This is a genomic window from Streptomyces sp. NPDC030799 (genome assembly GCF_055572255.1).
Window position 1 is genome coordinate 34851 of the sequence record NZ_JBVIDS010000003.1, and the last position, 23905, is coordinate 58755.

Below are 23905 nucleotides of genomic sequence, written 5' to 3' on the forward strand. Positions count from 1 at the left end.
GTCGGCAAATGAGTGCCGCCAGGCAGTGCCGACTCGGAAAGCGCGGCCTTTCATCAAACGAGCGAAGAGAGGGTGTGTTGAGTGATGATGAGCGTGCCGGGTGAATTTGGTGACGGCGAGGTCGACGGCGCTCTGTCGGAGTACCTGAGGGGTGAGGCGGGCGAGCCGACGGGGCGTTATGTGCTGACCTTGGCCGATGATGTGGTGGGCGATGCGAACGCGATGAGGGCGACGTGCCAGTCGTTGGCCGGGGTGTCGAACGTCGTGGAAAGTCGTGAGCTGTCCGAGGGCGCCGCTGAGCTGCACGAGCTGACCGAGTCGGAGGCCGTGCTGTATCCCACGCTGGGGATCGCGGTGGTCGCCGGTGCGGAGGACCGGTTGGAGACGTTGAGCACGGCGGCGGCCGAGGACGAGCGGATCGAGGCGGTGGAGCCGGAGCTGATGGTCCATGCGCTGCAGCAGCCGGGGGTGATCGCTGCGGAGTACCTGCGGGGGTATCGGGACGCTGCGAACGAGCTGTATGAGCACGCCAACGGCGGCGCTGCCGGTGTCGCGGTGGAGGCCGCGCCGTTGTTTGCCGACACGGCGGCGTTTACCTGGGGCCTGCAGGCCGTACGAGCCAACACGTCCCGGTTCAGCGGGCAGGGGGTGCCGGTCGCAATTCTGGACACGGGGTTCACGATGAGCCACCCCGACTTTGCCGGCCGCCGCATCACGAGCAAATCGTTCATCCCCAACCAGGCACCGGAGGACGGTCACGGTCACGGCACACACTGCACCGGCACCACGTCCGGGCCGCAGCGCCCGCCGGGGGGCACCCGCCGCTACGGCATCGCCCACAACGACAACATCTTCATCGGCAAGGTTTTGAACAACCAGGGCACCGGAACCGACGCGCAGATCCTGGCCGGCATGGAATGGGCCGTGAATAACCACTGCCGAGTCATTTCCATGTCCCTCGGAGCCGACGTGCCCACCGTGTCGGCGGCCTATGAGGCTGCCGGTCGGCGGGCACTGGCGAACAACTGCTTGATCATTGCCGCCGCCGGCAACAACGCCGACCGCGCCCGCGGCAGATTTGGGTTCGTCGGCAGGCCGGCGAACAGCCCGTCCATCATGGCTGTCGGCGCGGTAGACTCCCAACTGGACATCGCGAACTTCTCGGCGCGTAGCAACCCGGTCGCCGGCGGCCAGGTCGACATCGTCGGACCCGGCGTGAATGTGTATTCCTCGTGGAAGATGCCCGACCGGTACAAGACGATCTCCGGCACCAGCATGGCCACCCCGCACGTGGCGGGCTGCGCCGCATTGTGGGCGCAGGCCACCGGCATGGGCGGCGCCGCCCTGTATGCACTGCTCATCCGGTCCGCGCGGCGGCTTCCCATCTCCTCCGTGGACGTGGGCGCGGGCCTGGTGCAGGCCCCGCAGTAGTCACGCCCCTCGGTTGGCCGGCCGCCCCGCCGGCCAACCGGCACAGGCCCCGCGGCTCCTTGAGTATCCGGCCACTGGCGTCAAAAGACAGAACCTGGAGGTGTCAGCATGGACCAGAACATCACGGTCACCGTCGATGACGCTCATCAGGAACGTATCAAGGCGGTTGCAGACCAGCTTCGGGCAGCCGGAATGCAGGTCCAGCAGGTTCTGCCCACGATTGGCATCATCACCGGGACGGTGTCAGAAAGCCAACGGGACGCAATCGGCAACGTGGGGGGCGTTGCCCATGTAGAGGAACAAGAGGCAATCCAACTACCACCCCCGGACGCTGAAATTCAATAGAGAGGGTTATGGGGCTTCAGCAGTCCTGGGGAAGTTTTGGTTGGATATCCCTGGAGAGGCATTTTGACCTGCCCGCCGCCCTCCCTTGATCAACCAGGCTGTCGGCCTGGGACCGTACCGGCCTGCGGCCCACGTTCCCGTCCGAACGGGCCCGCCGACTGCGGGCCCGTATCAGCGTGAACGACCTCACCGAAGCCGTACGGCAGTGGATGTGTCTGGCAGCCTGGCTGGATGAGCGCGGCCTGACCTCGCTCGCCGAGTGCACGACCGCCGTCTGGGACGCCTACGACCAACACTTGCTCGCAGCCGGGGCCAGCCGGGACCGCGTGCTGGAGATCCTCGGTACTCTCACCGGCTCTGGGCGTTCGACCAGCTCTCCGCCCGCCCCACGGGCATCGCCCTGCCGCCCTGGCACGAACTGGGCGCCGACGACTTCCTGCCAGCCGCCTCCTCCAGTGGCAGCGGGGAGAACACCAGCGAGGTGCCGGCCGAGGAGACCATGGGACCGCTGCTCGTCTGGGCCCTGCGCATGGTCGACGACTTCGCCCAGGACATCCTCGTCGGCTTCGCCGACACCCAGCGCTTGGCGGAGGCCGGACAGGACGAACCCCAGCACCCCGGCCGGCCAGACGGCGCTGGAGGCCCGTCTGGATCCTTTGGTCGCCGCCCGGGCACGCTGCCCGCCGTACGGCTCAAGGGCCAACAGGAGGGGTACGGGCTCGCCCGGTACTACATCGGCGGCATCACTGGCGCCTCCCGCCACCAGGTCGCCCTGTACGTTGCGCGCCGCGGTCTGGTGGCCACGGCCGTGCAGCACCCCGGGCCCTGTCCCCTGCCCACGCCGGTCGGCCCTTGACTTCGCCGAGACACCCGGACTGATCCGGCTGCTGGTCACCGCGTACTTCATCGTCATCGCCTACCTCACCAGGGTGCGTCTGGGAGAAGTGCTCGGGCTTCGCCGCGGCTGCTGTCCCGACCCGGAACCCGACGACTCCAGCCGCACCGGCCGGCACCTGATCTACGGCCACGAATACAAGAACGCCACCGACGACCGCGGCAACCATCAGTCCGGCGGCCGGCAGCGCGACGTCCCTTGGGTGGCGATCACTCCGGTCGTCTCCGGTATCCGGGTCCTGCACTTCGCCGACGCCCGCGGGCTGAAGGTCTACGCCGGCTCCTCACCCATCACCCGTGCCTCTGGCAAGAAGTCCGCCATCACCAGACGGTGGGTGAAGAACGACCGGCTCAGCCATGCTGGCTACCTCTGGACCTTAGCCTCACTCCGGGCGTCCACCGGGGCGAACGCCCACTACCGGCTCCGGCGCGGACAAGGCGACTGGCACGCGGCCGCCCAACGGAACCTTTTCCACCGCATGATCGGACAGCTCTACTACTGCCTGAGGCAAGGCACGGCCTACGACGAATCGCTCGCCTTCGGGGCTCCTCCCGCCGAGGCCGTTGTCACCGCGTCTGGCCAATGCATCGCTCGCCTCGGGCGCACCCTGAGCGACCAGAGCCTCGACCACCGACGTCACGGCCTCCTCCGGAACCGCCGCGTCGCCGAGAACAGGCAGAAGAAGGAGAAGACGGGCATGAGAGTCGGTGACGCCCGCCGCACCCGGTGGTGCCTCCACCAGGGCGGCGAGCTCGAGCCAGCACAGGCCAGGGCCGATGCGATCCTGATCGTCGCTGGACAGGACGAGATCCTGGCTCCAGTCGGGACGCGTGAGGAAGTAGTCCGTGGTCGTGAACTCCTCGCCGCTGTTGAAGTGCACGACGATCGCGAAACCGCCGGCCAGTGGCACCGTGAACATGGGCCACGCCGACGGGTCGTGGAGCGTGTCCAGCATGGCGTCCGCGTCGCCGGCGTCCGATCCGAAGGCCTCCGGCGCGAACCCCTCGGCCAGATCCACCAAGTACGCAGGCCAGAAGCCCGGCTCGTCCAGGAGTGGGTGCCCGTCCACGACGGGCGACGAGGAGTACCAGTGCCGTGCCATCACCATGCCGGGATTCTCTCCAAGCGCGGTCGGCTCTGTACGAAGACCCCGGCCCTCACGGTCGACCAACTTGACGGCACAGCAACGTGAGGCGTCTTGGCCGATAGATCACCTGCGGCGTGGGCGCCAGTGAACGGCGAGAGGCGTGCGCGACTTGCCCGCCGCAGATCGTACAGCCCCAGGCGCGCTCGTTGTGACAACCGCCCCTCCTTCAGTAGGCCATGACGGTCCGGCGAGCCACGAGCCGCCTTGGAGGGTTCACTCGGGTCAGCATCCGGACACTCGGACGTGCCTGTCATACTGCGGACCGAGGCCATGGAACTGGGTGGGCTCCGCCGCGTGCATGCCCACGACACGTTCTGGTGCGGGATTCCGCTGGGCGGCTGCGGCGCCCAGCTTGTGCACAAGCTGTACGTCGACCTTCTCTGAAGTACCGGCGGCAACGTCAGCGGCTGCCGGCACACCCGTGGCTGGCTTTGTAGGTGAGTTTCGAGAACCTGAGAAGTGCAGGCCAAGACAGCTATGGAGCGGTTGGAGAGTACTGCCTGGGGAGGCTGCGAGAGCCGTTGTCAGAGGCAGTTGGCAAGATCGTGGCTATGAATGGCACTCCTGTCACTCCGCCCCGGCCACTCGATGTTGCCGCGATTTTTCCTCAACTGGCCCCGCTGGCACGCACGGCGACCCGTTTGCATCCCCGCCCCGGGGCACCGACGTGGTGGGACAGCTCGATCGGCGGGCCTCTGCTGTGGCCCGCCGACGAGCCGTGGCCCCACTGCGAGGGCCCCCATGTGGTGGACGGGATGAACCCGGCCCTGTCCCCAGCTGATGTACGGCTGGAACGACAAATCCGTGCCGCCTCGCGCGGCAGGAGCCTGACCCCGCAGGAACGAGAGACCCTTGAGCGAATCCGACCCCCTCGGACATATCCGGTGAGGGTGGCGGTCCAGCCGTACGACGGTTCCATAGCGATGCTGCCCGTCGCGCAACTGTACGCACGGGATGTGCCCGATCTGCGCACGCCTGAAGGGGCGGACCTGCTGCAGATTCTGTGGTGTCCCTTCGATCATCCGATCATGCCGAGGACCGTGCTGTTCTGGCGGTCGGCAGTCACCATCACCGACATCCTCACAACGCCCCCCGAACCGCCCGCGATGCAGTTCGACTCCTACCTGCCCGAGCCGTGCCTGCTCCACCCGGAGCAGGTCACTGAATACCCCGACCATCTGGAGCTGAGTGCGGAACTGCAGGAGCAGCTCAGGCAGTGGAGTGTGCCGGAGGCAGCCGAGGAGGACATGGACCCGTGGACGTACTACGACTGCGTGCTGTCCAGTGCGCCTGGCTGGAAGGTCGGCGGCTGGCCCGCCTGGGACTCCACTGACCCCATTCCGCGGCCCTGCCCCGAATGCGGCACTGAGATGGAAGTCCTGCTGACCATCGCCACGTTCGAAGAAGGGGACGACGAGGGGCGCAGTTGGTCCCCGTCCGAGGACCCAGATGCTGAACCGCCCTCCGGATCGGAGCACTTCGACCCCAACCAGCCCACCGCGGTCCAGATCGGCAGCGGCTACAGGCAGCAGCTCTACGTCTGCCCGGCGGCACCCGAGCATCCCCACATCGAATTGATGACGTAGCCCGTCGCCCTCTTATGGGTTGAGAGGCCCGGCTTGTTGTTGGCCACAGTGTCGCGCCCGTCCTTAGAGCGCTCGGTGGGTGGATGAAGTCGCCGCAGCAACATGGCAACTTCGTTCCCGCGAGGCGGCGCCAGGTTCGGGCCCGCTGCAGAGCGAGGACGGCGGCAGCATACATGCGCTGTCGGTCCCAGACGGCCGAAGTAGTCGGTGTGCAACTGGTCGAATTCTTCGTTCCGGCCTGGGCGGACGCGCATGCCGCTGCCGCGGCCAAGGAGAAGGTTGGCGCGGCTGCTCACCTCCGGGTTCGGACCGCGGATCGGTGGAAGCGATTGCCCTCCGAAAAGTGTGCCGTCGGGGACGTATGCCTCGTACAGGGTGTCGCGCTTTCGGTAGCCGACGCGGCTGGCCTGCAGCAGACGTGCCTGCTTTGGCGACTTCTTGCACCAGTGGGTCGTCGGGGGCGCCGAGTCGGAGCTCCGGTCCGGTCGGCGGGATCGCTCGCCAGGTGTCGGCATCCGTGGCGTTGATGCTGTTCATCCACCACTGGGGCACGTAGCGGCGCTGCAGGCCGGGCTGTTCAGGGGACGCGGAGGACGCTGACGACCTTGCCGGGAATCTGCGCCTGGTCGCCGGGGATCGGCTCGTAGGCCGGGTTGCGGGGCATGAGCCACACTCGCCCGTCCTGCCGGCGCAGTACCTTGACGGAGGCCTCGTCCTCCAAGAGCGCGGCGACTATGAGGATGTCTCAGTTGGTGGGGTACGGAGTGTCGTCTGAGACGCGTTGAGCCAGTTGGTGCAGGTGCTGCCACCTTCGAGGTGCGTCTTCCTCGGTTAGGTGTGGCAGGACCTGCTCCAGCTCGCGGATGCGCCGGTTCAGGGTCCTGATGCGCCGCGCGTCGAGGAGACCGCCATTGTTCAACCACGTGTCCACGCACCCGGCGAGGTCGGCATCGAGCGTCACGAGGTCGATGCCGGCCAACTCGGCACCGTTCAGCCGGGCGGGCCACGGCTCACTCATGAATTCCTGCCACAAGCGGGCCACCACGACTTCGGACTCATCAACTGCGTTCACGGCACTGATCATCGTGCAGCCGTCTCCGTGGTGTCACGCGGTTTGGGGCACCGTCGACAGCAGATCAGCGCGCCGGCGATCTCGACGAAGGCGAGGAAGTGCTCGGCCTTGCGCTCGTAGCGGCGATGGAGCCGGCGGCAGCCAGTGAGCCACGACAGGGTGCGTTCAACCACCCAGCGGTGCCGATCCAGCCGGTCGGAGGCATCGATGCTGCGACGAGCGATGCCCGGCACAACCTGCCGCCGCCGCAGCCAGGCGCGCAGGTGCCCGAATTCGTAGCCCTTGTCGGCGTGCAACCTGGCTGGACGCCGTCGCCGGGGGCCACGGCGGGAACGGATCGGCGGAATGCCACGCATCAGCGGTATCAAGGCTTGGCAGTCATGCAGATTGGCTGGGCACCGGCCGGGGCGAGCGGGAGACACCGCCTCCACCACAAGGAGGTCGGAGGAGTCGCTGACGCGTTCCACACGCACATCGATCCCGGGAAGCAGCACAGCCTCGACCGTCGTGCTCACCATGCCGAGACATACTCTGCCGAAACGATCCCTCGCTCACCTCGCTGACCTGGGGATTCACGGAACTGCGGACGGAGCCCTGAAACTCCCCAGGGCTGCTCGCGTTCCCCAGTTGGTGCACTGTGAACGGAGGGGGCGGATTCGCCCGCCAGTTGAGGGTTCGGACGGCCTCTCCCCGTCAAGGGCGCCTACGGCGTCGTGCATCCGGTCCGAGGCGCCGGTACGGCGTGGCATTGCCGCTCTACCGCTCGGTGGTGCCGTCCTCGCCGTCCATCTCGTAGATCCGCCCTTGAAGGCGTTCACCGGCCCAGTCCAGCCCGACGCCCAGGTCGAACCAGTGCCTATCCTTGCGGACTCCGGGCGGTGAGAGGTTCACCGCCGCCCAGGAGAACACCCCCAGGAGGATGGAACGCCCGTGCTGCGCGGTGCGCACGGACAACGCAAACGGCGCGGCGAGTGCCGCGCGGGTGACCAACATGACCTGTTCGTCCTCAGAATGCCGACGCCCACCGGTGAGAAATCGGGGCGTTTCAAGGATCTTGACCCACTCGACCACTGCGTCTGCCACCTGGGCGCGCAAGGACTCCTCAATGCCCTTGCGGACGGCGGTCGCGGGATCATCGCCGAGCCAGCCAAGCCAGTGATCAGGATCAGTGAGCTTGCTGAAGTCGTCCTGTGGCACCCCGTGACAGGGATTCTCCTGGTACTCACCTGTCAGGTTCCCGCTGCTGTCCACCAACCACGCGCCGCGGATCGCCTCGGGAGGTACGTAGCCGTTCGGGTCGTCGATATACGTCGGGTCGATCTCGGCGACGCTGCCACCAGGGTTCTCAGCAGCCGCAGCCAGTAGCGCCGGCTCGTTCGGTATGCCCTTGCGTCGGCTTCGCGAGCCAAAAAGCCCCACGTTCCCATCCCCACCGTTGCCCGCCCAGTTGACCGCGATTGTGCCGCACCGGCCAGGACCGCATGAAGGTGGGTGTGCGTCACGGCGACGGGTGGGTGGGGGATCTCAGCGAGCAGGTCCGTCCCATCCTCAAGAGGGGTGGGGATTTTCAATGATGCATGATCAGCGCGGCAGCTCAGGGCGTTCCGGTCTGCTGCCGGCTTCCCTCAGTGGGTCGTCGTGCTCGGCGCGGCGGCCGCCACGTCCACAGACGCCGTACAACACCGACTCCAGTGGGGCCGGGCCGTTGGCCGACATGGGAAAGCCCCCTGTCGGGGGCTTCACACGGGCACCGGGACCGGGCCCCTGACGGGACCCGGGTGCTCGAGTGCCGCCCTGGAGTGCCGGCCCGGTGCCGCAGGGCCGCCTCATGAGCCGGCCGTCTCACGGAACTGAGCGTTTCCAACTGGTCAACGATGCGCTGCAGCAGATCGGCATACACACCTGCGCGACCGGGCCCCCACCTGAAGATCAGGCGAACCTGCTCATCCGTGAATCCACCGTGAAGCGCACGGGCCGGCCGGTGGTCGGCTTCGGTGTGGCCACGGGCGGGGGCTTCGACAGAGGCGAAGACCGCCCCCTGGCAGGGCCCGGGCGGCCGGCTGAGCGGCACCGAGTCAATCCCAGGCGCAGCACCCCGCCGTGCCCCCGGAACGGTCGGCCCCCGGGGGACAGGTGTCCCGTCCCTGGGGGGCCCGCACCGGCCCATCTCGCCGCGGACGCAATGGAACACTCCTGGGCCCCGAGCCGCACTGTCTGGTCACCACACGCGCCCCTGGCCGCCGCACCCGAGGCCGCAGGGCATTCAGGCCCCTGCCGGGCCGCCCACAGGGCGCCGCGGATGTCGCTGGGTTCGCGTTGGCGGGTGGGCAGTTCACTGGCGACGAACGTGAACGTCAGCGTGCTGTGGCCGCGCGGCTGAGGGCGCGCAGGATCTCGTCTCGGTTACCGGCCTTGACCATCCATCGCGGAAGCCGGGCAACCGCCGTCACCTTCACGTTCATTCCGTACCAGGGCGCACGTTCGCGCAGGGTGGCTTCCACGAACTGCTGTATCAGCGTCAGGTGTTCACGGTTGTACGCCCACACGTACCCGTGCCGGGTGCGAGCCTTCAACAACAGCGGGAGACCAAACCACGGATCCGTCGGCTCAGCCACGCGCCCGGCGAAGGGCAGGACCTTGCCATGGTTCATGCGCGACAGACCGCACCCAGCGCAGGTCAGCCGACGCGGTGACCACCAATACGTCTCGGACGAGAGCCGAGCGATCAGGGCCTGACCTCCGCAGCCGGGGCAGTGGACCAGGACGGCGTCCACAAGAAAGTCGTAGGGCTTCCTGCCCGGATCGCGAAAACGCCGTGGTGACGAGGTCATCGAACCAGTATGGACGGCCTGCCGCGAGCACGCATGGGCGTTGGTACCCGTACCCGCGCGGCCCCGTGCTCGGACCGTCAACGCCTTCCGACGCCCACGACACCGCAACGGAAACGGCAACGGGTGAGGAAGTCCCGGGCAAGTACCGCCAGTTCGTCATCAGGCGCGGCCAGACGCACGGCGCCCAGCTCGCGCCAGGCGGAACCGGGCGACGGCAGGCAGGCCTAGCAGCATCAGCCGCTCGCGGGCCACCGACGCGGCCGCAGCCGGTGCTGGTGCGTGAACGGCCCCGCCCCTGGTGGGAGCCCCGGGGAAGCCTCGCTGGGAGAGCGACTACGGCGTGACCGGTCCATCGCCTGCGGTGCCTCCCGCCGTCCGCTGTCCGGCGTCAGCAAGCAGTGGTGGCGCTGCGGAAGTGGATGAACAGGTGGGGGCTGGCAGTGGTGGGCCAGTGTCGGCGGCGGTGGTCAAGGTAGGCGGTCAGGTACCGGCGGACAGGGGCCGCGAGCGGGAGCATTCGGCCGTCGACATCGAGGTGGCCGTCACGGACATCGGTGCGCTGCAGGCCCTGGATCTGGCGGGCGGTCAGCCCGTGGAAGGCGATCAGGGCGCACAGCAGCGCCCGGGCCGGGTCGGCGAAGTCGAGGGCGGCGCGGATGCGCTCGACCTGCAGGGGCATCGGGGTGGTGGGGTCGGAAAACCAGTCCTGACCTGGCTGGCCGGGTTGGTGAACACCAGGCGGCGGGCTTTCAGGACGCGGAAGAGCGAGCGGAGTCCCTGGCCCATCCGGCTACGGGCGGCGCCGGCCGACGGGAGCGCGGAGCGGACGTCGGCGGGGGTGATCTCGCGCGGGGATGTCTTGCCGTCGGCAACCCGTTGGGCCAGAGCGGGCAGGGCCCAGCGCAGGTGAAAGGGGATGGTGGACTCAGATCGGGGATGGCCCGGCGGCGAGACGTTGCTGCCCTCGTGCACGATGGCCGGCCAAGCGCGGACCCCGCCGGCCATGGCGGCGGGCAACGCCGTGATCTGCTGCTCCGCCCAGGCGAGGACGGCGGGGGCGCGGCCGCAGGTGAGCAGGCCGGCTGTCTTGAGGATGACCGTCACATGCCCGTGGGGCAGGTTGACCTCCATCAGCACGGCGACATCGTCGACGGTGAGGGCGGCGCCCGAGGCTGGAGGAAGCCGAAGACGATATTGACGCCTGTACGGACCCGCCAGGTCAGGTCACGGCTCCAGCTGCTGCGGATCGCGTACTCATGCGTGAACTGCTCCACCCACGCCGCGGGTGGGGACTGGGGACTACGGGGCAGGCGGCTTACTGGGCGGTTCCCAGCCGCGTGTGAGGATGTCGAAGATTGCCTCGACGGCGGCTCGGCGGTCTTGCCGACCGCGAGTGAGGGCCGGGATGTCGAGTACGAATCGAGCAAGAGTCATACAGGCGAGGTCGTCGTGGTCCACGCCGACCTCGTCGGCGATGGCTGCGCTGAGGCTGTCGGTGTACCGGGTCCACATGCGTTCGGCGTACGCGCGCAGCACCGGCGTGGACTCCACCAGGTTGGTGAACGCGGCCGCCTGAGGGTGTGCCTCGATCGAGGGCCATGTGTCGAGGACGTGCTGTCGGAGGGCGTCGAGGATGCTCTGACCGCGGGGTCGCTCCCGCACCGCGGCGATCAGTTCCGACTCACGGTCCTGGTCCTGGTCGAATACCAGCGCTTCCTTACCGCTGAAGTGCTTGAACACCGTAGCGGTCGACACGTCGGCGGCGTCGGCGATGTCACGGATGCCAACTTGATCGTAGCCATGCTCCAGAAAGAGCTGCAGTGCGGCGTCGGCGATTGCCTGCCGGGTGGCTGCCTTCTTGCGGTCTCGGCGACTGACGGGGGGCACGGTCATGACTGGAGCCTATCCGATAGTCGATCCCCTCTCAAAGTAGAGTCGTTGCACTTTTTTGCTTGTTCTGATTTTATGAGGTTGTGAGCACCTGAGCGGCACGTCCGTGCCGGAACGGTCATCGTCCGCACCGCACCACCCGTTGCCGTCCCGTCCATCAAGGGGACGCGCGAGGCACCTCCATGACCGAGGCGACCTCTGAGTGCCGCCGCCCCTCCTGTTCGCCCAATGACTCCTCGTCGCCGACCGAAAGGAACAACCATGAAGTCCCCAGAACCCGCCAACGCCAGCATCAGCATCATCGGCGCCGGACCCGGCGGACTGACCTGCGCACGCATCCTCCAGCGGCGCGGCATCGCGGTCACCGTCTACGACCGCGACCCGGGCCGCGACTCTCGCAACCAGGGCGGCACCCTCGACCTGCACGCCGACGACGGCCAGGTCGCCCTGCGCGAAGCCGGCCTGCTCGACGAATTCTTCTCCCTCGCCCGTCCCGAAGGGCAGGAAATGCGCCAGATGGACCCATCCGGCGCGATCACGTCCCACCAAGTCCCGGCGGCCGATGAGCTCTTCAAGCCGGAAATCGACCGCGGCCAGCTGCGCGACCTGCTGCTCGACTCCCTACAGCCGGGAACTGTGCACTGGGGCCGCTCCCTCGAGACGATCAGCGGACCCGCCGATGGGCCGCGGCAATTGCACTTCGCCGACGGCACGAGCATCGAGACCGACCTGGTCATCGGCGCCGACGGCGCCTTCTCCCGGGTACGCCCGGCCGTATCCCCCGCCGTCCCCGAGTACACCGGGATCAGCTTCCTGGAAGCACGGTTCTCCGACGTCGACAACCGACACCCCGAGATTGCCAAGCTGGTCGGCCCGGGCAGCGCCCACGCAGCTGATGGCGAACGCAGCCTGTTCGCCCAGCGCAACAGTGGAAACCACATCCGCGTCTACATCATCCAGCGCGTTCCGGTCGACTGGATCAGCTCCAAGGGGCTGACCGCCGAGGACACCGATGGCATCCGCGCCGTGCTACGCGACGAGTACGCCCACTGGTCGCCCCGCATGCGCCAGATGATCACCGAAAACGACGGCCCCTACGTCCACCGCCCGATCCTCGCCCTCCCCGTCCCGCACACCTGGGACCACAACCCGACGGTGACCCTGCTCGGCGACGCCGCCCACCTCATGCCCCCGCTCGGCGTCGGCGTCAACCTCGCCATGCTTGACGCCAGCGAACTCGCCCTCGCCCTCGCGAACGCAGCCACTGTCGACGACGCCATCCGCACCTACGAGAAGACCATGCTCCCCCGCTCCGCCGAGACGGCCAAAGCCCTCGAACATGGCACCGAACACCTGCTGTCCGCCAACGTACCCAACGTCGGCGGCGACAACGACGCCCAGCCTTGGAAGCGGACCCGGTCACGCTAGACGTCGTGGTCGTAGCCACGGTCGGCATGGACGCGCGTCGGGCGGCGCAGCGGTTGGCCGCTCCTGCCACGGATCGGCGGAACGGCCTGAATCGGTGGGGTCATCTCTGTGACGTCGTTGCGGTTCCCCCGGTCAGAGTCACCACCAGAGGAATACCGTGTGCTTCGACAATCACGTGGTGCTTGCTGCCGATCTTGCCGCGGTCCAGCGGGGAACGTCCGGAGGCCGAGCCGCACTTCAACGCGCGCACGTGCGAAGAGTCGACGGCGGCCCGGGAGAAGTCCAGCATCCCGGCCGGCCGCAGTTCGACGAGCAGCAACTCGTGCAGACGCTGCCGGACCCCGGCTTCGTTTCCAGTCCCGCAGCCGCCGCCAATAGCTCTTGGGTAGATGCCGCCACGGGATGCCGGTGTACAGCACGAACAAGATCCCGCACAGCACCCGGCGATCATCGATCCCCCGGCGCCCCGGATACCGAAAGCTCCGCCCGACCACTGGAAGCAGCGGTCCGATCCGCTCCCACAGACCGTCCTCGACCAGCCACGGCTTGCTCCCACCATGCGTCTTGGCCGTACCCACCCTCTGTCTCGCGAGTACAAGGCCAACTGACATCCCGTCATTCGCGAGCGGCGAGCACCTCATGCTGATCCCAGTCCTTACGGCACCAGTACGCGCAGCCCGTACAGAGCCGGCCCAGGTTCCGGGTGGCACCCCAGGCCAGGCAGTCGGTGCACGAGTTCGGCGGTGGGATCGCGGACGGATGACAGTGCTCTCACAATCCTGTGGCGTGGTACAGGCGGCATGAACCGCAGCGCAGACACGGCGGAGGGGTGACGGGACCGCACGGCCAGCAGGTGAAGCAGAACTCCACCCGCGGCATCGCTGGGGGCGAGGCCTCGGGACGGCCAGGCGAGGACGGCGGTGACGAGCGCTTCGTACAGGCGCAGTCGAGGGGAAGTTCGGCCTGTGTGACCGTGGTTGGCGACCGTGCGATCCCGAAGGGTAGTCTCACGCTCGCATTGATCAGATCCGACACTCAGCAACGGGGAACCGCAGGCATGTCGACACCTCCACCGCAGTATCAGAATCAGCCGCCGTACGGGCAGCCGCAGCAGCCCTACGGGTACCCGCAGCAGCCACAGGCCCCCCATGGGCACCCGCAGCAACCGCAGCCTCTCCGTGGAGGGCAGCGACCGCAGCCGGGCGGTCTGGGGCGGATGCTGAAGTCCGCCGTCATCGTCATAGCCGTGTTCGGCGCCCTCGGCTACTGGGTCTGGGACTACAACACCGACCCCCACGGCGGCAAGGCGAAGAAGGAGGCCGAGGCAGCATCGCACAATCCCGCCATCGGCGACTGCGTCAAGGTCGAGGACCCTCAGGGCAGTCCGGTACCGACGGTCGTCGACTGTGACTCTCCCGAGGCTGAGTACAAGATGGGCGACCTGGTGGTCGCGGGCCAGCAATGCGGGTCCCAGTACGACTACGGCATCAAGGTCACCCGCCGGGGCCTGGGCCACACGATGTGCTTCACCAAGCTCTGAGCCTCTGATCCCGTTCGCGGCCGCCGTTCCGAGGAGCGGGCGTCGGCCGTGCGGGCAGGTGCTGCTCGTGCCCGGGGCCAACCACTCCGGCGAGGTGGAGAAGGCCGCAGATGACTCGCCCACGCCTATGATCTGACCCCCGGATCCGTCGTCGTGGACCCGGAACCACGGGACAGCGGACACATCCTTCCTCTGGGCCCACCGAAGCCCCTCCCACGCCCGGCATCACCGCCTGCGCCCCTGGGGCCTGCACGGCAACGACTACGCGGGCGAGTCGCCACCAGCAGGGCAGGTGACGCAACTGGAGTGGAATGACCTGGAGGACTGGGCGTCGAAGTACGCCTTCGTCTGCCAGCAGATCCGGCGGCCCGACGCCCGCGTCGCCATGGAGCAGTTCCTGCGCCGCCTCACACGCCTGGAGGCCAGCATCCTCCATGTCCTACCCCGCACCGGGGCGGAGCACGTCCGCAGGATCGTGGAGAAGTCCGGCCTGCCCTACGAGAGCTTCTCCGAGGACGTCGCCGAGGCGCCAGGGATGCAGCGACCCGGCCCGTCGTAGCCGTACGCATGTGAGCGGGCCTGACGAACAGGTCACGGCCCGGCAGTAGGGCAATTGCTGCCCGCGTAGCTCAACCGCCGGCTACGACCAGCAGATGCTGTCGCAGTTCCTCCTCGATCTGCTCAACCCCGCCGATGGCGGGGATACACCAGTCAGTCTCGATGCCGCGTGCGAACGCCGCTTCGGAGGTGGAACGGATCAGGTGTGGCGAGATCAGGCGTGGCGAGGGGACGTACGAGTCCCGCAGCCAGGCAATGAAATTGGGCCACCTCTGCGACCGTGTTACCGCGCAGGGCGACGGTGTCCCGGGTCTCGTGTCCGCGAAGCCGTCGAACTCGGTCCCGTCCGCCGTCAGTACCCAGATGTCCAGACGGTCCGGGTGACCCTCCTCGGGCGGGTTTCCGACCTCGGGGAAGGCGTCGCGGAGAGCCTCCCCGAACGCGTTCAGGTCGAGCTGCCGGCCATGAGGATCCTTCGCCGGGCCAGGAAATGTACTGAGCGGTTCCCTTGACTTTCTGCTCCGCCATGAGGGGCTGTCAGTAGGCTGCCGGGTCCTTGTCGTTGTGGTGGAGCTGGCGGCCGCGCCGAGCGGAGCCCAGTCGACCGACGTCGACCGGGCTCCGCATCAGCAACTCCTGTTCCCGTTATGCCAGGGCCCCTCAGCTCAGTTCGGGCAGCGTCCCTTCAGGTCCCCCGTCGTCGAGAATCGCGCGGAACGCGTCCACCATGGCCTGAACGCCACCGGTGGGGATGACGACGAGGTCCGGGCACTGGAAGAAGGCGCCTCCCCCGTACTCCCCGGTCTCCCGCCAGCGGTCCAGCACCTTCGTGATCTCCCGGGGCGTCATGAAGGTGGCACTCCAGCGGGTGCCGTCGGGGAGACGGAGCTCGGCGTCGACGTTCTCGACGTCCTCGACCCGGTCTTCTGTGCCGAACATGAAGACGGCAGTGAACCGGTCGTCCTCGACGACGTGCAGCGGGTCGGACATGTCACTTGCCATAGAGCTGCTTCAACCTCGCGATCACCTTGAGTCCCGGGTTCATGTTTCCACGCGACAGCTGCTCGAACCGGCTGTCCAGGTCCCGTTGCACCGCCTGATTCTTGCCGGCCTGATGCGCCATCTTCGTCGGCTGGGCGTCGTGGCCGATGGCCGATGTGATCAGGTTGCAGGGGCTGGCATCATGCACCGGAACCGGGGTGCTGCCGACCAGGACGTGGAAGGTGTGGACACCGGCGACCATGATGTTGTGGACCTTCTGCTGCGGAGCGGTCCACGAGTCCACCGCCACGACCCGGACGAATGCGCCCGCATCGGTGCGCAGCTTCATGCCGGGCCGCGGATCGGAGGCGTCGGTCCACTGCTCGAGTCCCCCCCTTACGGACGGCGTCGGCAGTCAGGACCTTGCCGCCGGTCTTGAGCCAGCGAAGGACGGCGAGCGAACCTGCCGCGCGTTCTTGCCCGCTGAGCTTCTCGCCGGTGACGAGGTCCTTGCCGGTCAGGGCCTCCACGGTGCCCTTGCCGTCGCCGATGCCCGGCATCAGGTCCAGAGTCAGGGCCATCCGGCGCTGCTGCTGGGATCCCCACGTGTCGCCCATGTGGGAAAAGCCGAAGTCGATGTCCGGGACTTCGCGGAGCTTCTCCGTCCCCTTCTCGATCCTTGGTACGGACTTGTTGGCCGCCTTCATACCGCGGTTGGCCTGGGCGGTGCCCTCGTTCATCTTGTCGAAGGCAGCGTTGAGCTCCCTGAGCTCCTTGTGCCAGTCGATGCCGGGCTTGACCGGCTTGATGGGCTTGTCCGGTTGCGTCGGTGGGATGTCGTAGTTAGTCGCCCGCGATGACGGTGAGTTCGCTCAGGATGAAGAGCGAACTGCTCGTCGTACCCATGAGCTTGTCGGCCTTGGCGATGCTGGTGGCCAGATGGCGGAGGTGCGGCTTGGCGGTCTGACTGCGTTCCGTAGAGGAACAGCGCGGTGCCGACACCGGCCGCAACAGCCTTGCCCTCGAACTCCTCGAGTCACTGGACCATTTCGAGGAGCGGGAGATTGTCGCAGCCCCGGAACAAGCAGGACGCACAAGGCCACCGCTGGGCACCGCGCGCCTGGCAACATTCCACCAGGCGGGCCCTTAACCACCCTGGGCGAGCAGTGGCACACCGATGCGCCGCCTCCTGTGCTCCAGCCTGCGCCAGGGCGTGCACCTGCCCGCGACCACTGCCTCGACCTCGGACGCCTGTCGACGGTCAGCCAATTCCCCATGTCAAACGCCAGACAATTTTCACCGGCTCCTCGGAACCGTCCGTGCCGCAGAAAGCGCTACCTTTGGAGTCGTGGCGGTCAAGGTCATCAATGCCCACCTGGCTGCTCCCTTGCGCCGTCGCTGGCTCCCGCGGCTTCAGCCAACCCTGCCGGGTGTTGTCGTGGCCACATCGCTGTACGTCGAGTACGCGGTCGTACGACATTTCCCGGTCCGATGCCCTTTCAGGGCAGTTCTTCCGCATCCGACCGGTAGGCCGCGAGCAACAGCGGCCGATAGGTGGATTCGCTGACCTTGCTCTTCCTGCGCAGGATCAGGGACCTGCGGTCGACCCCCGTGCTGAAGCTGAACAGGACGGGCCCGTCGTCGCGGTGCTGGAAGACGCCGCCCTGGTTCCTGAAGAAATGCACGCCCAGCGTCTTGGCCGGCAGCAGTTTCCTCTCGTAGTAGTTGACACGTTCGCTGTTGATGGCGGGATCGGTGCCCTCGGCGAGGTGGACTAGGCACAGCGGATCCTCCACCACCGCAAGGAGCTTGCACAGCTCTCTTTTCGCCTGCGCGTGCCCGCTTCCCTTCACGTCATACGGGGGCAGGACCACCGTGAGGCGCTCCAGGCGCTGGAGTTCCATGATCTTGCGCACCTCCCACCACGTGGACCTGCGGATCTCCTGGTGCGGCGGCAGGATCAGGACGATGGAGTGTGCGGCCTCGATGAGCCGGCCGACCGGTTCCTTCCAAGCCGTGTGCGCGGCCCGCATGTAGACGAGGCCGCCGGGGGCCAGGGCGAGGCCGGGGTCGACCACCGCGTACGCCTGGGAGCCGAACGCGTCGGACCAGGCTTTCGAGATCACCTGCTCCATGGTGGAGGTGACCTTCATCCCGCCCAGGGCCAGGGACCGCCGTCCCCTGCCGCTGCGCACGATGATGTGCCCGGCGGACCCGAACGGGCGCAGGATCAAGCAGTACCGCGCGCCGGAGGCGACCAGGTCCGGTACGACTTCGCCGATCTCCTTGATGCGGATGCGCAGTGTGAAGCGCAGCAGCCACACCATCCTGAGCACGCCGACCGTGAAGAGCGTCAATAACAGTAACGGGAGGAGGATGGGGCCGCCGTCGGCGACCAGCCCAGCGATGAACAGCAGCAGCGCGAGGTTGAAGAGCCCGAAGCAGCCGATGTTGCGCCACAGCCGCAGGACGACGGCCCGCGCTCCGGTTTCCCCGTGGAAGCTGCCTGGCTTCGTTCCGGACATGGGGTCATCCCCTCCCCCGACGGGACGTAACGACTGCACCGGATTCTGCCCGGCGAAGTCCCGGACGAGACTACCCACCCCGTTGTCACCCGCGCCGCGGAACGCCGATTATGAACGGGATGCGGCATGAGGAAACGGACGCGAGGCCTGCTCGGGGGGCGGGCTGCCGGTCTCGGTGCATCCCGACGACACCCCAGCAGCCGGGCGCCCATGAGTCGACACCGCGCGTCTGGAGCGTCATCCCCCTCAGCGTCGCCGGGATACGACGTCTCATGCTTGAGACTCCCCGTCTGATCCTGCGTCGCTGGCGCGAGGAAGACGTTGCGCCCATGGGCCGCCGTCAATGCCGGCCCCGAGGTCATGCGGTGGATCCGTGACGGCAGCGTCCGTGACGAACAGCAGACACGCGGCGGGATGGTGCAGCGGATTCCTCGGCGGCGCACGTGGGCGCGGTTCTTCCGGCAGACGTCCGGGCCTCGTGGTCAGCCGGTCCGACGGGCCTCGTCCGGCCACACCACGTCCACGGGCGGTCCCTGCGCCCGTGCCCGGAGGACCACGTCCGCCGTGCCCCCGCCCTTTCCGCTGGGCGGCTCCCGTTCCAGACGGCCACGAGTCGATCGGCGTGTTCCAGGAGGGCGGCGTTGGCGGCATCGTAGGCAGCACGGTCCGCCGTCTCGTGCGACATGACCACGACATCGTCGGCGGCTTCGACGAGGTGGTCGACGAGGGGGCGCGTGGCGTGGGCCGACCACGGTGCGGCGGTAGTCGCGGGAGGGGATGATCAAGTTCGTGTTGGAGAAGGTTCGCGTCCCGCGGATCGGACGGGGCAGGCCGCGCAAGAAGCCTGACAGCCTCGCGGCGGACGAGGCTGGTTGTGCCATCTCATGACATTGGTTCCTCGCTGTCAGGTTTGGCGGGCGTAGGACGCGAGGCGATCGGCGAACTCGGTGACGAGGTCGCGTAGTTCATCGGGGCGCTCGATGACGAACGGCCGGTCGAGTGAGGCGAGTACCGGAGGCAACCAGTCGAGCCGCTCCGCTCGCAGCTCGACGCGCAGCCAGCGCTCGGTTGCCCGGTCCTCGCCTGCCGCGGGGCCGTGCTCTTCCAGTCTCGCGACGCTGGCGGGAAGATGAGCGCGGATCTGCTCAGCAGTCGCGTGGATCCGCAAGGTCACCTCATGCTGGTACTCAGCCGTGGCGAACCCTGACAACACCCGCTGTGCCGGACCGGGCCCCGTCGGCGCTTCGAATGAGCCGGGCAGGGTCCTCGCGTCTGTGATGCGATCGAGCCGGAAGGTTCGGTCCTCGCCGATCCGGACGTCCGTGCCCGTGACGTACCACCGGCCCGCATGGGTGACGATTCCGTACGCGTGCAGTGTGCGTTCGCTGCGCCGTCCGTCGCGGTCGGTGTAACGGATCGAGACCGGTCGGCGGTGGCGCACCGCATCGGCGAAGGTGAGCAGGACCCCGGCGTCCGGGGTGTCGAACTCTCCGGGCTGCTCCGTGAAGGCGAGGGATTCCAGGAGTGTGTCGAGTCGGCGGGCGATGTGCTTGGGCAGCACCCGCCGGATCTTGGCCGATGCAGTCTCGTTTGCCGTGTGCTGCGTCGTCGTCAGCCCTGCCCGGCGGCCGGCGACCAGGCCGAGCAGTACGGCCAGCGCCTCGTCGTCGCTGAGCATGAGCGGAGGCAAGCGGTACCCGGGGGCGAGCCGGTACCCGCCGTAGCGGCCGCGCACCGATTCCACGGGCACGTCCAGGTCGATCAGCTGGTGCACATACCGCCGCACGGTGCGCCCTTCGACGCCGAGCCGGTCTGCGAGTTCCGCCACCGTCCGGGTGCCGCCCGACTGCAGCAGCTCCAGGAGTGTCAGCACGCGGCCAGTGGGTCGAGGCATGTGCACAACATAGCGCGAATACAGGACCGATTCTGTCCACTATTTCTCCTAGCCTGCGACGTGCACGCCTTCACACAGCCAAGGAGATCCCCATGGACTTCGTCTCGATCCGCATCATCACCAGCGACGTAGCGCGCCTCGTCGAGTTCTACGAGCGAGCCACCGGGGCGCGGGCGACGTGGGCCACCGAAGACTTCGCCGAACTCAAGACCCCGGGCGCCACCCTCGCGATCGCCGGCACTCGCACCGTCCCGCTGTTCGCCCCGGGCTCTGCCCGCCCGGCGGACAACCACAGCGTGATCACCGAGTTCCTCGTCGACGACGTGGACCGCGTTCACCAGAACCTGTCCGGCTTCGTCACCGACTTCGTCAACGAGCCCACCACGATGCCCTGGGGCAACCGGTCGCTGCTGTTCCGCGACCCCGACGGCAACCTCGTGAACTTCTTCACCCCCGTCACCCCGGCGGCCATCGAAAAGTTCGCACGCTGACGCCACGCACAGCCGCTCACGCGGGAGCCCGGAGACCCCAGGGCTCCCGATGAACGCGGCCGCCGAATCCAAGAACGCCACCAGCAGGGGACATCGGACGCGCCGCCGACCCCGAAGGACGTCTGCGCTTGTGCCGGCGGATCGACGCCGGACGTGAGATAGCACACGTCGCTGCGGAAGCCGGAATCTCCCGCCGCCGCCTGGTCAAGTGGTACGCCAGCTGGCGCGCGCTCGGCGAGAATGGACTGCTCGACCACTCCTCCCGCCCACCCGCACCCATGAGAGCATCACCGACCTGGTGGAGGCGCTGCGACAGCAGACCAACCACGGACCGGCCCGGCTCGCCGACGACCTACAACGGCTGCACGGCGTCACACTCGCGCCGACGACCCTCCACCGCATCCTGGTGAGGCGAGGAATCAACCAGCTCCGGGGACCTCGATCCACCGAGCGACGCGCAGCCACCGAGGCGAGTGGCGACCTGGCGCGCATCCATGCCGAGCTGCACCCCAGCTGATCCGTGTTCACGACGGTCTCAATCCCCGCACCGTGGCGGTGATCCTGGACTCCCAGTCCGTCAAGGGATACGAGACGGTGGGTCAGAGCACCCGCGGTTTCGACGGCGGGAAGTTGATCAATGGGAGGATGCGGCAGACGCTGGCGTCTGCTCCGGGGACTATGAGTCGCCACGTACGTGTGGTGGCGATCCCCGCCATCGCCACCACACGCTCACGCTCCGTTGGCTCTCCCGGCGGCCGGGCTAGTAGCAGGCCTGGGCGCCTGTGCGCCGTGTACAGGAAGCTACGGCCTGTCGCCGTGGTCGTTGATCTGCCCGGCCGGCCGGTAGGTGTTGCCGGCCGTGTCGGTCACGGTGACCACACCTGAGTCCGCGCTGATGAGCCGCCTGCTGCTCTTTGCAGTCCTCCGTGCCAGGCCGCTGAACACACTCGATCAGATCACCATTCGCCGGCCGAGAGCCATCGTCACCCATATCGCGATCCACGTCGACGTATTCCGGTGGATCACCGCCGCCGGACCCTGAACCGATGCCGAATCGGACATTAGCCATAAATCAACCGACAATGGCGGCCTGACACTACGATTCCCAGGCGACCCCTTCCGCACCGCCGTGAACGCCCCAACCGGCCCCGCCTCCCAATTCGATGCACCCGGGCAGGAAACGCACCGGCAGCCCGTGCCCGCACAACCCCACGCTCACGACGGCCCACCGCTCCATCACCTCCACAGACGACGGCTGCACGGTCCACGGCACCGCGACCCCACCACGGCAGTCCATTCCCCTGCACCTCCACGCAGAGGCACGAGCAAGCAGCCGGGTGCGGCGCGCACGTCGCTGAAGACGGGCGCGGAACTCATCGCCCCCCCGCCGCTCGCCGGGCCCGGCCTCCGCCCTGATCAGGACGGAGCGGCGACGCTCAGCGGCGAGGGATGCCACCCGGCGCCGAGTATGACTCTCCTGGGGCGCCCCGGGGTCGGTGGGGCGCGAAAGAAGCGGAAGCTCATGTTCTATGGCGTCGGTCACAGTGCCCCGCCCACAAACCGGCACGCTTAGTAGAGGCGACATGGCAGATATTCGAGTATTTGTCCGTCTTGGGTCAGATGTGAATCCCGCCGTGCGTCTTGGGATTCCCCCGGTCTGCCGCACGCCCGTTGCCGCGTGATGTAAGGCTTCTGACGCTGCGACAGCTTTCCGTCCTGCCCGCCATGTGCGGACCCGAGGCCCGTGCGCTGCCCTGGAAAGGCCCCGGTACCTACGAGGCGACGTAGTGGCGGGGACCCTTTGCGCTCCCTGTCGAGCCGTTCTAAGAATGACGACCCACAGGACGTCGCCGCAGTTCGGAACCGGTGTTCACACAGAGTCGACCCACACCGGGCGCTCGGCGTCAGCGAGTGAGTAGGAGCCCCCCACATGAAGTCGTCCCGAACGTCCGCGAGACTCCTCGCCCTCGCTCTCGGCCTGGGTCTGGCATCCAACGCGCTGGGCGCGGCGGTGCCGGCCAGCGCCCAGACGGCCGACACCCCCTCCCGCGCCACGGGTACCTCCGTGGCGCAGTACACCGGGTCGCTTGAGGAGGCCGCGGACAACAAGGCGTTCTTCGAGGCCGTGCTCAAGTCCGTCGCCGAGAAGCGTGCCGCCCAGCCGAACGCGCAGTCGGTGACTGTCTACTACAACGCCTCCCAGGCACCGAGCTTCCGTTCGCAGATAGCGAGCGCGGCCTCGATCTGGAACAGCTCCGAGTCCAACGTCAAGCTCCAGGAGGCGTCAACCGGTGGTGCCGACTTCTCCTACCGCGAGGGGAACGACCCGCGAGGTTCTTACACCTCCACCAACGGCCACGGAAGCGGCTACGTCTTCCTCGACTACACCCAGAACCAGCAGTACGACTCGGTCCGCGTCGTCACCCACGAGACCGGGCACGTGCTCGGCCTGCCGGACGACTACGGCGGGCCCTGCAGTGAGCTGATGTCGGGCGGCAGCGCCGGCCCGTCCTGCACCGACCGCTACCCGAACGCCACCGAGCGCTCGCGTGTCGACCAGTTGTGGGCCACCGGACTCGCACAGGCCCCGGACACGGCACGCCCACCCAAAACCACCGGCCCGCTCGCAGGCGGTGTCACCAGTGAAGGCGAGGAACCGATCAGCGGCGATGCCCAGGCCCCCAGCACGCCTGCGATCACCGCGCCGGCACCCGCGCCCGTCGTGATCCATGTTGGCTGATTCACGGCAACAGCAGATCACCCAGAAGTCCGCACACCCCGAACACTGCCAAGGACCCTGCCACGACGATGGTTACGCAACTCCCATGGCCTCTGCCGGCATCGGTGGATCGTAGAACGCGGCGACCGCCGGTGGTTGGCCTCGCGCTCCTGGTCCCGGTCCAACCGGACTGGCTCGTCGTCGCCGACCTGGACGGGACTTTGATGTTGCCCGTCGGTGGCGTGTAGGACGCGCAGAGCCTGGAAGCCGACGCGGTGGAAGAACTGGTGGGCCGCGACGCGCGTGCCACGGTGCGCGTACGGCCGGCGCTCCAGCTCCTCGACCAGGTACGGCCGACCGCCCGGACACGCGTCCTGGTCGGCCGGCAGGCCCTCGCCATAGGTGGGACCGCCTGCACCGAAGCGGGCGTCATGGAGGCCGAACTGCCCGCGGATCTCACGGCCTGATGCTTCCCCGGGTGCGGCCGCCGCTCGTGGCCGCACCCGGGAGTTGACGTAACGGACTGAACGCTGTCACGTCTCCCGGAATGACCACGGCCTTGGAGCGGGGCC

At 67.8% G+C, this 23905-nt stretch carries 22 protein-coding genes and 9 pseudogenes; 16 read left to right on the forward strand and 15 right to left on the reverse strand.

Annotated features, from left to right (window positions below):
• The first annotated feature begins 84 nt into the window (after window positions 1–84).
• From ACZ41I_RS07685 to ACZ41I_RS07710, 6 genes and pseudogenes are all read left to right on the forward strand, one after another.
• The gene (locus ACZ41I_RS07685) at window positions 85–1431 is read left to right on the forward strand and encodes a S8 family serine peptidase (protein WP_468513858.1); all 1347 of its coding nucleotides are present in this window, start codon (window positions 85–87) and stop codon (window positions 1429–1431) included.
• Between the two features lie 108 nt (window positions 1432–1539).
• Entirely contained in the window at window positions 1540–1776 is a 237-nt protein-coding gene (locus ACZ41I_RS07690; RefSeq protein ID WP_363220657.1) for a hypothetical protein, read from the forward strand.
• A 259-nt stretch (window positions 1777–2035) separates the two neighbouring features.
• A complete protein-coding gene (locus ACZ41I_RS07695) occupies window positions 2036–2632 on the forward strand; it encodes a hypothetical protein (protein ID WP_468513468.1) in 597 nt (198 codons plus the stop codon).
• A gap of 283 nt (window positions 2633–2915) precedes the next feature.
• Window positions 2916–3233 (forward strand): annotated as a pseudogene (locus ACZ41I_RS07700) (IS110 family transposase); the annotation flags it as partial.
• A gap of 828 nt (window positions 3234–4061) precedes the next feature.
• Complete coding sequence (locus tag ACZ41I_RS07705; protein WP_468513469.1) at window positions 4062–4202, forward strand: hypothetical protein; 141 nt, start codon at window positions 4062–4064, stop codon at window positions 4200–4202.
• A 506-nt stretch (window positions 4203–4708) separates the two neighbouring features.
• Window positions 4709–5404 (forward strand): hypothetical protein, encoded by a 696-nt coding sequence (locus ACZ41I_RS07710; protein ID WP_468513470.1) that lies wholly within the window; start codon window positions 4709–4711, stop codon window positions 5402–5404.
• Between the two features lie 577 nt (window positions 5405–5981).
• Here ACZ41I_RS07710 and ACZ41I_RS07715 read toward each other — a convergent pair.
• From ACZ41I_RS07715 to ACZ41I_RS07745, 7 genes and pseudogenes are all read right to left on the reverse strand, one after another.
• A pseudogene (locus ACZ41I_RS07715) lies at window positions 5982–6140 on the reverse strand (LexA family protein); the annotation flags it as partial.
• 9 nt (window positions 6141–6149) lie between these two features.
• Complete coding sequence (locus tag ACZ41I_RS07720; protein WP_468513471.1) at window positions 6150–6476, reverse strand: hypothetical protein; 327 nt, start codon at window positions 6474–6476, stop codon at window positions 6150–6152.
• A gap of 8 nt (window positions 6477–6484) precedes the next feature.
• Window positions 6485–6916, reverse strand: a pseudogene (locus ACZ41I_RS07725) (transposase); the annotation flags it as partial.
• Between the two features lie 316 nt (window positions 6917–7232).
• Entirely contained in the window at window positions 7233–7895 is a 663-nt protein-coding gene (locus ACZ41I_RS07730) for a hypothetical protein (protein WP_468513472.1), read from the reverse strand.
• A gap of 935 nt (window positions 7896–8830) precedes the next feature.
• Window positions 8831–9307 (reverse strand): hypothetical protein, encoded by a 477-nt coding sequence (locus tag ACZ41I_RS07735; RefSeq protein WP_468513473.1) that lies wholly within the window; start codon window positions 9305–9307, stop codon window positions 8831–8833.
• Between the two features lie 388 nt (window positions 9308–9695).
• Window positions 9696–9986 carry a site-specific integrase gene (locus ACZ41I_RS07740; RefSeq protein WP_468513474.1) on the reverse strand — a complete coding sequence of 97 codons (291 nt, stop codon included), beginning with the start codon at window positions 9984–9986 and terminating at the stop codon, window positions 9696–9698.
• A gap of 620 nt (window positions 9987–10606) precedes the next feature.
• On the reverse strand, window positions 10607–11200 hold the full coding sequence (locus tag ACZ41I_RS07745) for a TetR/AcrR family transcriptional regulator (RefSeq protein ID WP_363220697.1): 594 nt from the start codon (window positions 11198–11200) through the stop codon (window positions 10607–10609).
• 258 nt (window positions 11201–11458) lie between these two features.
• Here ACZ41I_RS07745 and ACZ41I_RS07750 point away from each other — a divergent pair, with 258 nt between their 5' ends.
• The gene (locus tag ACZ41I_RS07750) at window positions 11459–12625 is read left to right on the forward strand and encodes an FAD-dependent oxidoreductase (protein WP_468513475.1); all 1167 of its coding nucleotides are present in this window, start codon (window positions 11459–11461) and stop codon (window positions 12623–12625) included.
• Here the strand turns inward: ACZ41I_RS07750 and ACZ41I_RS07755 are convergent.
• Window positions 12625–13236: pseudogene (locus tag ACZ41I_RS07755) on the reverse strand (IS5 family transposase); the annotation flags it as partial. The gene ACZ41I_RS07750 and the pseudogene ACZ41I_RS07755 sit on opposite strands and share 1 nt — an antisense overlap.
• Before the next feature lie 605 nt (window positions 13237–13841).
• Between ACZ41I_RS07755 and ACZ41I_RS07760 the strand changes: the two are divergent.
• Window positions 13842–14165: an LppU/SCO3897 family protein gene (locus ACZ41I_RS07760; protein WP_363220577.1), complete on the forward strand. Its 324-nt coding sequence runs from the start codon at window positions 13842–13844 to the stop codon at window positions 14163–14165.
• A gap of 292 nt (window positions 14166–14457) precedes the next feature.
• Window positions 14458–14724 carry a hypothetical protein gene (locus ACZ41I_RS07765; RefSeq protein ID WP_468513476.1) on the forward strand — a complete coding sequence of 89 codons (267 nt, stop codon included), beginning with the start codon at window positions 14458–14460 and terminating at the stop codon, window positions 14722–14724.
• Window positions 14725–15383: 659 nt separating this feature from the next.
• Here ACZ41I_RS07765 and ACZ41I_RS07770 read toward each other — a convergent pair.
• The 5 genes and pseudogenes from ACZ41I_RS07770 to ACZ41I_RS07790 all read right to left on the reverse strand — a co-directional run bounded on the left by ACZ41I_RS07770 (window position 15384) and on the right by ACZ41I_RS07790 (window position 18229).
• The gene (locus tag ACZ41I_RS07770; protein ID WP_468513477.1) at window positions 15384–15725 is read right to left on the reverse strand and encodes a hypothetical protein; all 342 of its coding nucleotides are present in this window, start codon (window positions 15723–15725) and stop codon (window positions 15384–15386) included.
• Entirely contained in the window at window positions 15715–16053 is a 339-nt protein-coding gene (locus ACZ41I_RS07775) for a hypothetical protein (RefSeq protein ID WP_468513881.1), read from the reverse strand. Before ACZ41I_RS07775 ends, ACZ41I_RS07770 begins: the two co-directional genes overlap by 11 nt.
• Before the next feature lie 61 nt (window positions 16054–16114).
• Window positions 16115–16444: pseudogene (locus ACZ41I_RS07780) on the reverse strand (pre-toxin TG domain-containing protein); the annotation flags it as partial.
• Window positions 16445–16547: 103 nt separating this feature from the next.
• On the reverse strand, window positions 16548–16706 hold the full coding sequence (locus tag ACZ41I_RS07785) for a hypothetical protein (protein ID WP_363220579.1): 159 nt from the start codon (window positions 16704–16706) through the stop codon (window positions 16548–16550).
• Between the two features lie 497 nt (window positions 16707–17203).
• Window positions 17204–18229, reverse strand: coding sequence for a hypothetical protein (locus ACZ41I_RS07790; protein WP_468513478.1), 1026 nt, complete (start codon window positions 18227–18229; stop codon window positions 17204–17206).
• Between the two features lie 272 nt (window positions 18230–18501).
• Here ACZ41I_RS07790 and ACZ41I_RS07795 point away from each other — a divergent pair.
• A pseudogene (locus ACZ41I_RS07795) lies at window positions 18502–18646 on the forward strand (GNAT family N-acetyltransferase); the annotation flags it as partial.
• A gap of 65 nt (window positions 18647–18711) precedes the next feature.
• On the opposite strand, the pseudogene ACZ41I_RS07800 reads toward ACZ41I_RS07795, so the two are convergent.
• A pseudogene (locus ACZ41I_RS07800) lies at window positions 18712–19014 on the reverse strand (hypothetical protein); the annotation flags it as partial.
• 119 nt (window positions 19015–19133) lie between these two features.
• The gene (locus ACZ41I_RS07805; RefSeq protein ID WP_468513479.1) at window positions 19134–20123 is read right to left on the reverse strand and encodes a helix-turn-helix transcriptional regulator; all 990 of its coding nucleotides are present in this window, start codon (window positions 20121–20123) and stop codon (window positions 19134–19136) included.
• 92 nt (window positions 20124–20215) lie between these two features.
• On the opposite strand from ACZ41I_RS07805, the gene ACZ41I_RS07810 reads away from it, so the two are divergent.
• The 6 genes and pseudogenes from ACZ41I_RS07810 (at window position 20216) to ACZ41I_RS07835 (ending at window position 23800) form a co-directional block, all read left to right on the forward strand.
• The gene (locus ACZ41I_RS07810) at window positions 20216–20614 is read left to right on the forward strand and encodes a VOC family protein (RefSeq protein WP_468513480.1); all 399 of its coding nucleotides are present in this window, start codon (window positions 20216–20218) and stop codon (window positions 20612–20614) included.
• 128 nt (window positions 20615–20742) lie between these two features.
• A pseudogene (locus ACZ41I_RS07815) lies at window positions 20743–20877 on the forward strand (helix-turn-helix domain-containing protein); the annotation flags it as partial.
• Between the two features lie 35 nt (window positions 20878–20912).
• Window positions 20913–21131: a hypothetical protein gene (locus ACZ41I_RS07820; protein ID WP_468513882.1), complete on the forward strand. Its 219-nt coding sequence runs from the start codon at window positions 20913–20915 to the stop codon at window positions 21129–21131.
• Between the two features lie 342 nt (window positions 21132–21473).
• On the forward strand, window positions 21474–21656 hold the full coding sequence (locus tag ACZ41I_RS07825) for a hypothetical protein (protein WP_399775336.1): 183 nt from the start codon (window positions 21474–21476) through the stop codon (window positions 21654–21656).
• Window positions 21657–22544: 888 nt separating this feature from the next.
• A pseudogene (snpA, locus tag ACZ41I_RS07830) lies at window positions 22545–23213 on the forward strand (snapalysin); the annotation flags it as partial.
• A gap of 395 nt (window positions 23214–23608) precedes the next feature.
• The gene (locus ACZ41I_RS07835; protein ID WP_468513481.1) at window positions 23609–23800 is read left to right on the forward strand and encodes a hypothetical protein; all 192 of its coding nucleotides are present in this window, start codon (window positions 23609–23611) and stop codon (window positions 23798–23800) included.
• Window positions 23801–23905 lie beyond the last annotated feature (105 nt).

What these genes read in the sequence shown, in the direction of transcription:
- ACZ41I_RS07805 (WP_468513479.1), bottom strand. Translation starts at nt 20,123, where the DNA reads ATGCCTCGACCCACTGGCCGCGTGCTGACACTCCTGGAGCTGCTGCAG.
- ACZ41I_RS07685 (WP_468513858.1), top strand. Translation starts at nt 85, where the DNA reads ATGATGAGCGTGCCGGGTGAATTTGGTGACGGCGAGGTCGACGGCGCT.
- ACZ41I_RS07750 (WP_468513475.1), top strand. Translation starts at nt 11,459, where the DNA reads ATGAAGTCCCCAGAACCCGCCAACGCCAGCATCAGCATCATCGGCGCC.
- ACZ41I_RS07690 (WP_363220657.1), top strand. Translation starts at nt 1,540, where the DNA reads ATGGACCAGAACATCACGGTCACCGTCGATGACGCTCATCAGGAACGT.
- ACZ41I_RS07760 (WP_363220577.1), top strand. Translation starts at nt 13,842, where the DNA reads ATGCTGAAGTCCGCCGTCATCGTCATAGCCGTGTTCGGCGCCCTCGGC.
- ACZ41I_RS07735 (WP_468513473.1), bottom strand. Translation starts at nt 9,307, where the DNA reads ATGACCTCGTCACCACGGCGTTTTCGCGATCCGGGCAGGAAGCCCTAC.
- ACZ41I_RS07745 (WP_363220697.1), bottom strand. Translation starts at nt 11,200, where the DNA reads ATGACCGTGCCCCCCGTCAGTCGCCGAGACCGCAAGAAGGCAGCCACC.
- ACZ41I_RS07810 (WP_468513480.1), top strand. Translation starts at nt 20,216, where the DNA reads ATGGACTTCGTCTCGATCCGCATCATCACCAGCGACGTAGCGCGCCTC.
- ACZ41I_RS07740 (WP_468513474.1), bottom strand. Translation starts at nt 9,986, where the DNA reads ATGCCCCTGCAGGTCGAGCGCATCCGCGCCGCCCTCGACTTCGCCGAC.
- ACZ41I_RS07770 (WP_468513477.1), bottom strand. Translation starts at nt 15,725, where the DNA reads ATGGCAAGTGACATGTCCGACCCGCTGCACGTCGTCGAGGACGACCGG.
- ACZ41I_RS07790 (WP_468513478.1), bottom strand. Translation starts at nt 18,229, where the DNA reads ATGTCCGGAACGAAGCCAGGCAGCTTCCACGGGGAAACCGGAGCGCGG.
- ACZ41I_RS07775 (WP_468513881.1), bottom strand. Translation starts at nt 16,053, where the DNA reads ATGAAGCTGCGCACCGATGCGGGCGCATTCGTCCGGGTCGTGGCGGTG.